Source organism: Candidatus Frankia nodulisporulans, from assembly GCF_902806475.1.
In the GTDB taxonomy this organism is placed as follows: Bacteria; Actinomycetota; Actinomycetes; order Frankiales; family Frankiaceae; genus Frankia; species Frankia umida.
Genome location: NZ_CADCWS010000192.1, coordinates 1 through 8,342, shown reverse-complemented (window position 1 = coordinate 8,342; position 8,342 = coordinate 1). Strand labels below are relative to the sequence as shown.

General features: G+C 71.4%; 7 protein-coding genes. 5 read left to right on the top strand and 2 right to left on the bottom strand.

The window, feature by feature from the left end; translation table 11 throughout:
• Nucleotides 1-441 precede the first annotated feature (441 nt).
• The 5 genes from G6R24_RS15630 (at nt 442) to G6R24_RS15610 (ending at nt 6,169) form a co-directional block, all read left to right on the top strand.
• The gene (locus tag G6R24_RS15630) at nt 442-870 is read left to right on the top strand and encodes a restriction endonuclease subunit S domain-containing protein (RefSeq protein WP_163549979.1); all 429 of its coding nucleotides are present in this window, start codon (nt 442-444) and stop codon (nt 868-870) included.
• Nucleotides 871-986: 116 nt separating this feature from the next.
• A complete protein-coding gene (locus tag G6R24_RS15625; protein WP_163549978.1) occupies nt 987-2,795 on the top strand; it encodes a serine/threonine-protein kinase in 1,809 nt (602 codons plus the stop codon).
• A gap of 155 nt (nt 2,796-2,950) precedes the next feature.
• The gene (locus G6R24_RS22550) at nt 2,951-3,274 is read left to right on the top strand and encodes a hypothetical protein (protein WP_225438588.1); all 324 of its coding nucleotides are present in this window, start codon (nt 2,951-2,953) and stop codon (nt 3,272-3,274) included.
• 33 nt (nt 3,275-3,307) lie between these two features.
• Nucleotides 3,308-4,987 carry an NAD(P)-binding domain-containing protein gene (locus G6R24_RS23550; RefSeq protein ID WP_276529340.1) on the top strand — a complete coding sequence of 560 codons (1,680 nt, stop codon included), beginning with the start codon at nt 3,308-3,310 and terminating at the stop codon, nt 4,985-4,987.
• Nucleotides 4,988-5,086: 99 nt separating this feature from the next.
• Nucleotides 5,087-6,169 carry an S-(hydroxymethyl)mycothiol dehydrogenase gene (locus tag G6R24_RS15610; protein WP_163549977.1) on the top strand — a complete coding sequence of 361 codons (1,083 nt, stop codon included), beginning with the start codon at nt 5,087-5,089 and terminating at the stop codon, nt 6,167-6,169.
• An 80-nt stretch (nt 6,170-6,249) separates the two neighbouring features.
• Here the strand turns inward: G6R24_RS15610 and G6R24_RS15605 are convergent, their stop codons facing one another.
• Both G6R24_RS15605 and G6R24_RS15600 read right to left on the bottom strand, forming a co-directional pair.
• Nucleotides 6,250-6,678 carry a cupin domain-containing protein gene (locus tag G6R24_RS15605; RefSeq protein ID WP_225438587.1) on the bottom strand — a complete coding sequence of 143 codons (429 nt, stop codon included), beginning with the start codon at nt 6,676-6,678 and terminating at the stop codon, nt 6,250-6,252.
• Between the two features lie 437 nt (nt 6,679-7,115).
• Nucleotides 7,116-7,478, bottom strand: a complete 363-nt coding sequence (locus G6R24_RS15600) for a cupin domain-containing protein (protein ID WP_225438586.1) — start codon at nt 7,476-7,478, stop codon at nt 7,116-7,118.
• Nucleotides 7,479-8,342: the final 864 nt, after the last annotated feature.

The window sequence follows — 8,342 nt, the reverse complement described above, 5'->3', positions numbered from 1 at the left end:
TGTGACGCGTCTTGTAGGGGTCGCGGGTGTGCAGGGCGCATACGGGTCGTTGTGGGGCTGTTCGTGTCCGATATGCCCCCCACGGCGACCCGTGTAGGCAGATCTTGCTGGAGGCTGGTCGCGGGGTGTGGTGGAACGGCGCAGGTGTGATGCTCCGGCCGTCGTGGCAGGAGCCGGCGGGGGTCTGGGTCGGCGCGCTTCGGGCGGATCGGTGGAGTTGTCGGAGGTGGGTGGGAGGGTCCGGGTGCGTCGGTTGGGTGAGGTCGTGTAGCGAGTGAACTCGATACACATCCGATCGGGGTTGGCGTGTGAGGCGCGGGGTCCGGCTGCTTCGGAGGGGGAGATGGCGCCGTGGTGACGCGAGCTGGTCAGGGCGGGCTGTTTCCTTCGAGTGAAGGCGTTGCGGCCACGCCCGCATCGGGGGGTGCGAGCGCGGGCGGCATGGGTGCTGCTGGCGGGGCTGGGGCTGGTGGGGGCGGCGGTGCGTCCGGGCTGTCGGCGGAGCAGCTGCTTGACCAGGCCCAGCCCGTCCTGCTGCGCGGCGACACCCGCCGGCTGGACCCGTACTTCCTCGCCGGCTGCCTCCAGGCCGCGGGACATCGCGCGGACGCCACGGCGACGGCCCGTACCTCCGCGCGGCCCGCCGCGGCCACGGCCTCCCTCGTCGGCGGAGACCTCCACCGCGTACGAATTCCAGTCCTGGAGCTTGCCGACCAGCGGGAGCTGGGTGCCGACCAGCGGCAGCTCGCCGCGCTCGAGGCGGCCATCCGCACCATCGACAACGTCGGGTCCGAGCTGCTCAGACTGCGCTATCTCAGCTTCACCGACCACCGACTCCCCCCGGCCGACGGACCGCCCGAGACGCTCTGACGAGCTCCACCCGGACGGCTCCACACATCGGATGGGCATCTGGGGCATGCATCCCCTGATGGGAGGTTCGTCCGTGCGAGAATAGTCCGGCGATCTGCGGGGTGGGGGTTGATCCGATGAGTCAACGTCGGCTGATCGACCGGCAGTACGAGCTGGACGCGCTACCGCTGGCCAAAGGCGGAATGGGCGAGGTCTGGACGGGCCGGGATGTGAAACTCGACCGGGAGATCGCGGTCAGGTTCGTCCGCTTTCCCGATGGCCAGACCGATCAGGATCTGGTGCGCCGATTCGTCCGCGAGTCACGGATCACCGCCCGGCTCGTGCATCCCGGGGTCCCGGCCGTCTATGACGCGGGCATGCACGACGGGCGTCCCTATCTGGTCATGCAGCGGGTGCATGGCATCAGCGTCGCGGATCTGGTCGCCGAGGCCGGGGCCCTGCCGATCGGATGGGCGGCCGCGATCGGCGCGCAGGTCGCCTCCGTGCTGACCGTCGCGCACCGGGCCTCGCTCGTCCACCGTGATCTCAAGCCGGCGAACCTGATGCTCGAACCGGACGGCACGGTGAAGGTCCTCGACTTCGGCCTCGCCGTCGGGCTCGACCGGGCCGACCTCTCGAAGATCACCCTGGCCGGGCGGCATCTGGGTACCCCCGCCTACATGGCGCCCGAACAGGTCCTCGCCGGGCTCAGCACCCCGGCCACCGACCTGTACGCCCTCGGCGCCACGCTGTTCGAGATGCTCACCGGCCGGCGGCTGTTCGGCGGTCCGTCGTCCTACTCGGTGATGCACCGTCAGGTGGAGGAGATACCCATCCGGGTCGCCAGCCTGCGCTCGGGCGTGCCCGCAGAGCTCGACCAGCTTGTCGCCGACCTGCTGCACAAGGCGCCGCGGGATCGTCCCGCGCGGGTGGAGGCGGTGTACGAGGTGCTGGCCCGCATCGCCACGGGTCTCGAACCGCTGCCCGGCGTCGTCGACCCCGAGCCGAACAATCCCGTACGGACCTATGCCCGCATCACCGCCCAGGTGCATCCGGACACCGCACCCGCACCCGCGCTGGTGGGGCCGGTCGGTGCTGGTGGGCTGGCTGTCGCCGGCGCGCGGACCGATCCAGCCCGGCCTTGCGACGCACCGGGCTCGGCCACCTCGCCACCGGCGTCCGGCCCGTCCGGCCTGGTTGGCCCGTCCGGTCCGTCCGGTCCGGTTGGCTCGTCCGGTCTGGTGGGGGCGTCGGTGACCGTCGGGCCAGCCGCGACGGCCGGGCCGACGATGCCGGTGGTGCCCGCCGCGCGCGAGGGCGGGAGCGCCGGTGAGGTCGGCCGCGCCGAGCTGCGTCAGGCCCGGGACGAGGCACGCGGGCTCGCCCGTGCCTCCCGCTACAGCCAGGCCGCCGCCGTGCTGGCCGACGCGGTCGACCGGGCCGCGCGGGCCACCTCGGTGGCCGGTGTCGACGTGCTCGCGCTGCGTCTGGAGCTCGCCGACATCCTGTTCGACGGGGGCGACTTTCGCCGGGCCGCCCGAGGCTACGCGCAACTCGCCGACGAACTGGCCCGCCGCGACGACCGGGACAGCGAGCGGCTGCTGCTGCACGTCCGCCTGCGGGAGGCGACCTGCCGGGCGATGACCGGTGACGTCGAGCGGGCACTGGCGCAGCTGGGTGCCCTGCGGCCGGACCAGGAACGCGAGTTCGGCGTGGACGACCCCCGGGTGCTCGAGCTGCGTCGTCAGATCGGGCTGTTGCAGCTCGGTGCCGGCCAGCGCGTCGCCGCCGGCGAGACGCTCACCGCGCTGCTCGCCGACATCGTGCGGATCTGGGGGGCGTCGCACCCGATGGCCAGCGCCGTCGGCCAGCTGCTGCACGGCGCCGCTCCGCCCTCCGCCGGCGCCTCGACGACTGTCCTGCCCCGCGCTACCGGACGACCCTGACCCGGCACGGCTCGCATCCGCGTCGGCGTCCTTGACAGGACGATCTCCCACCGGGCATTATCGAATGTATGTTCGATGCCTCCGGATCTCGTGTCGTTCACAGCCGTGCGCCCGGAAGTCGGGCCTCCGCGGCGCGTGCCTTCGGCGTTCGTGATGTGTTCGCGGTCCGGGCGCGTTCCCGGGGCGGGTCCGAGGGCCGGGCTGGTTCTGGTGAGCAGGTACCCGCCCAGCGGTCCGAAACCGGCGGCGGCCTCGAAGCGGCCCAGCCCGCCGCGGGCGTTCTGCCGCCCAGCGTGGCCCGGGTGGCCGGGCGCACGAGGTTGTCCGCGGAGCTGCTGGCCGCCATCCTCGCGGTCGAGGGTCGTTCCCGCGCCACGCTCGATGACATGGAACGGGCCGATGCCCTGGCCGACGCGCTTCTCGCCCGCCGACGGGAGCGCGCGGGTCGGCGGGGCCCCACGCTGGCCCAGGCGGTCTGAACCGCTTTCGCGAGGCGGTGCACCGGGCGCAGGATGGTGCGTGGGCGGTCACCGGCGGATCGGGAGCGTGGGTTGAGGGTCGGCTTCGTAGGTGTCGGCAGCGTGGGTCGGCCCATGCTGGAGCAGGTGGTTCGGGCTGGGCATGAGGTGTCGTTCCACGCCCGCCGACCCGAGGTGGCCCGGGAGGTGGCCGTCTGCGGGGCCACCAGCGTCGCGTCGCCCGCGGAGCTCGGCGCCGCCCTTGACGTGGCCGTGGTCTGCGTCTTCAGCGACGCGCAGGTCCACGAGGTGTGCGGGGGCGACGATGGTCTGCTCGCCACGCTGCCCGCGGGCAGCACCCTGGTCATTCACACCACCTGCAGCCCCGAGACCCCGACGGAGCTCGCGCGGGTGGGCCAGGCCCGCGGGGTCAGCGTGCTCGACGCCGCGTTCAGTGGCGGCCCGGCGGACGCGGCGGCCGGCCGCGTCACCCTGCTGGTCGGCGGGGAGGTGGCCGTCCTCGAGCGGGTCCGCCCGGTGCTCGCCAGTTACGCGTCGCCGATCCTGCACGTCGGCGGGCTCGGCGACGGGCAGCGGGTCAAACTGGTCAACAACGCCCTGTTCGGCGCGAACGTCGCCCTAGTCGCCGAGGCCGAGCGGCTCGCCGGAGAGCTCGGGATCGATCCCGCCCGCGCGATCGAGGCGATCGGCCACTGCAGCGGCGCCAGCTACGCCCTCGGCACGGTGCGTGCCGCCGGTTCGTCCGCCGGCCTGCACGCCGCCGCAGGCCGGTACATCGCCAAGGACGTGGCCACCGCGAAGCAACTCGCCGCCGCCGCCGGCACCCACCTCGGCCTGCTCGCCACCGCCGCGGACACCCTCGAGTCCGCCGCGGACACCCTCGAGTCCGCCGCGGACACCCTCGAGTCCGCCGCGGACACCCTCGAGTCCGCCGCACCGGGCGGGCCGTCCCCGCTCGAGGCGGGGCTACCGGCCGACACGGTGGGGTTGCTCGCCGGGCTCACCACCACCCGGGCGATTCGCCGCTACCGGGACGAACCGGTGCCGGCCGAGGCGCTGCGGGCGATCCTGTTCGCGGCCACCCGCGCGCCGAGCGGATCCAACCGGCAGCCGTTCCGGTTCGTCGTGCTGGCCGACGGCCCGAACGCCGACGCCGCCAAACGGCTCGTCGGTGACGCGGCCCGCCGGATCTGGCAGACCAAGCAGCACACCGACGGCTACGACCGGGCCGACGCCGAACCCGCATCGCCCCGGGCCCGGCTGGCGCGGGCCATGCGGCACTACGTCGACACCTTCGAACAGGTACCAGTCCTGATCCTGCCCTGTCTGGTCCGCTACCGGGAGCCGACGCTGATGGAAGGCGCCTCGGTGTATCCGGCGTGCCAGAACCTGCTGCTCGCGGCACGCGCGCTGGGCTACGGGGGAGCGCTCACCGGCTTCAGCCTCGCCGTCGATGCCGAGCTACGCGCGCTGCTCGACGTGCCCGAGGGCACCGTCATCGCCGGTGCGATCACCCTCGGCCGGCCCGCTGGGCAGCACGGCCCGGTACGGCGCCGGCCGTTGGCCGAACTCGTCTACGGTGAGACCTGGGGCGAGGCCCCCGCCTGGGCCATCGACCCACCCGGCACCACCTTCACCGCCGCCGGCCCACCGAACGCCACCGAAACCAGATCCGTGCCCGGCCCGAACGCCGGAGCTGGAACAGCCGGGTAGTCGGGTAGCTGGTGCGGCCGGCTGGCGTGGAGATCTCGGTGGCTCGCGCGGTGCGCCGAGCAGGTGGATGCGTGATCTCAGCGTCGAGAGGAGACGACCGTGCAGGAAGTCCGTGGGGTGATCGCCCGGGGTAAGGGGGCGCCGGTCGAGGTGACCACGATCCGGGTGCCCGATCCCGGCCCGGGGGAGGCGGTGGTCCGGGTGCAGACCTGCGGGGTGTGCCACACCGACCTGCACTACCGCGAGGGCGGCATCAACGACGACTTCCCGTTCCTGCTCGGCCACGAGGCGGCCGGGATCGTCGAGACCGTCGGCGCCGGCGTCACCGACGTCGCGCCCGGCGACTTCGTCATCCTCAACTGGCGGGCGGTCTGCGGCACCTGTCGGGCCTGTCTGCGCGGCCGGCCCTGGTACTGCTTCAACACCCACAACGCGACCCAGCCAATGACCCTCACCGACGGCACGCCGCTGGCCCCCGCGCTCGGCATCGGCGCGTTCATCGAGAAGACACTCGTGCACGCCGGCCAGTGCACCAAGGTCGACCCGAGCGCGCGTCCGGCGGCCGTCGGTCTGCTCGGCTGCGGGGTGATGGCCGGCCTCGGCGCGGCGATCAACACCGGGCAGGTCGGCCGGGGCGACTCGGTCGCCGTGATCGGCTGCGGCGGAGTCGGGGACGGTGCCGTCGCCGGGGCGCGTCTCGCCGGCGTGGCGAAGATCATCGCGGTGGACGCCGATCCACGCAAGCTGGAATGGGCCAGGGGTTTCGGCGCCACCCACACGGTGAACGCGAAGGAGACCGACCCGGTCGCCGCCATCCAGGAACTCACCGGCGGGTTCGGCGCCGACGTCGTCATCGAGGCCGTCGGCCGCCCCGAAACCTACAAGCAGGCGTTCTACGCCCGCGACCTGGCCGGCACGGTCGTCCTCGTCGGCGTTCCCACCCCCGAGATGACCCTGGAACTGCCGCTGCTCGACGTGTTCGGCCGCGGCGGCGCGCTGAAATCCTCCTGGTACGGCGACTGCCTGCCCTCGCGGGACTTCCCCCTGCTCGTCGATCTCTACCAGCAGGGACGCCTCGACCTCGACGCGTTCGTCACCGAGGAGGTGCCCTTGGACGGCGTCGAGGCCGCGTTCGCGAAAATGCACACCGGCGACGTGCTCCGCTCCGTCGTCGTCCTCTGAGCCAGGCGGTGCGGTAGACCGAGACGGCTGGCTCGCAGGTGGTTGCCGCCTGTGAGCCAGCCGGTGCGACGGTCAGGCCGTCAGAGCGCCGCGGCCTCCTCGGCGGGCGCGCTGAACCGGCCCAGGTCGTATGCCCGCTGCATCGCCTCCATGCAGGTGACCAACGCGGCCGCCGGGTTCAGCTCAAGGATCTCCGTCGGTTCCGGGTAGATCAGGACGTGCCCGGCGGGGAAGAAGTAGGCCTCGCCGGCGACGGCTTCCTCGTCCGGCCAGTCGGAGCCGGGGTAGACCGCGCGGATCGATCCCTTGAAGATGTAGCCGTAGTGCGGACAGTTGCAGACTCCACCGGGAAGACCGCCGATCTTGTATTGATCCGTGCAGTCAAGCGGTTCGTCGACCGAGGTGTAGCCAACTTCCATGTCACCCCACTGCTCCGACCTGAACGAATCCCCGGAGACCGGCCAGCGGAGATTGCCGGGCTTGAGCTCACTCGGCTTCGCGTGCGGCACGACTGTTTCCTTTCGTACGTCGCCCATATCATTCTGGGCCCACGAGCGCGACACCCGAAAAACACCTCGGAACGGTGCGGGTGGAGAATGACAGGTCATTTTTGGCTGCGCAGAACGCGGGGATGGATTCGTCGATATCGGGCGACAGGCGGTTTTGCGGGCCGTGTTTTCCGGTTAATTGGCAGGTCGGCCCTGCTGTGTCCTATTTCACCACTTTGCTGGCTGATCTGTCAACCCGAGCGGTACGCGCCTGATTGATGTATGTCGTGTTCGTGCGCGGAACGGCGCCCTTGGCCGGTCGGCTCCGCTTCGGGTGGGGATCCGTCGGATGCCGCGACCGCCACCCGGGTGAAGACCTTCTGGCTGTTCGGCTCGTGTCGCTGGCAGGACGACAGCGCGGCCACGCGACGGCAGGCCGAAGTACTGGCGCCTACAAGTCAGATATGAGCCGGAAAGGTCAGTTCACCGCCGCGGCTTCCTCGGTGGGCTGGTCGAACGCGCCCCCCCTCGAGAGCCCGCTGCATCGCCTCCATGCAGGAAACCAGCGCGGCGGCCGGGTTCAGCTCGAGGATCTCGGTGGGTTCCGGGTAGATCAGAATGTGCCCGGCGGGGAAGAAGTAGGCCTCGCCGGCCACCGCGATCTCGTCCGGCCAGTCCGAGCCCGGGTAGACCGCGCGGATGGACCCGCTGAAGACATAGCCGTAGTGCGGACACGGACAGACACCGCCCGGAAGACCCCCGATCTTGTAGAGATCCGTGCAGTCAAGGGGTTCTTCGACCTTCGTGTGGCCGACTTCCATGTCGCCCCACTGCTCCGACTTGAACGACGGTCCGGAGACTGGCCAGCGGAGGTGGGCCGGCTTTAGTTCACTCGGCTTCGCGTGCGGCACGGAAGTTTCCTTTCAGGATGAAGCCCAGGACGGCCCAGCCCATGAAAATATCGCCAGCAGCATTGGCGGCACCGATATCGACGCGTGCCGGATGCGGCCGCGACAGAATTTCCGCTGGCCGCGGTTTCGCTGTGTCGAAGATCTGACGCGTAGTGCCATCGGTATGGCTCGGGCATCGTGGGAGGCTGAAATTGGGAACGGCTAGCCGAGATTAACTTCATCACTTTCCTCGGAAACTGTCAACCTGGGTGGTCCGGATCATCCAGGTCCGCCCCGGGGCCCGTCCACCGCACCGCTCACTGGGTGATTGGCTCGCTACCATTCGCTGCCCTGCGCGTCCCGGGGCCGTGACGACGGCCGCGTCGAGGTCCGAGAGATGATCCTGGGGGCGGGGCGCCGGGCGTGAGAGCTGGAGGATGCGGGACGTGGATGCTGGGCAGGCACGGACGCCGGGGGACTCCTGGGACCACCCGCCCGATCCCGCGGGTCCTTCGGGCGAACCATCCCCTTGGTCGCGGGGCTACGACCACTCCCGGTCGGCGGATCCCGACGACACCCGCCCGATCCGATCCGGCGACACCCGACGGTTCGATTCCGACGACGCCCAGCGGCCAGGGTCGGATGATGATCTGCCAGCCGGCTACGGTGGTGCTTCGCCGGGCCGGTATGCCGAACCGACTTCGAGGGCGAACCTCGCCGGGTCCGTCCCCACCGCGGTCGATGCCGGCTGGCGTGGGCGACTCGGCCGGCTCAACGCGCGCCTGGGCCGTCGCG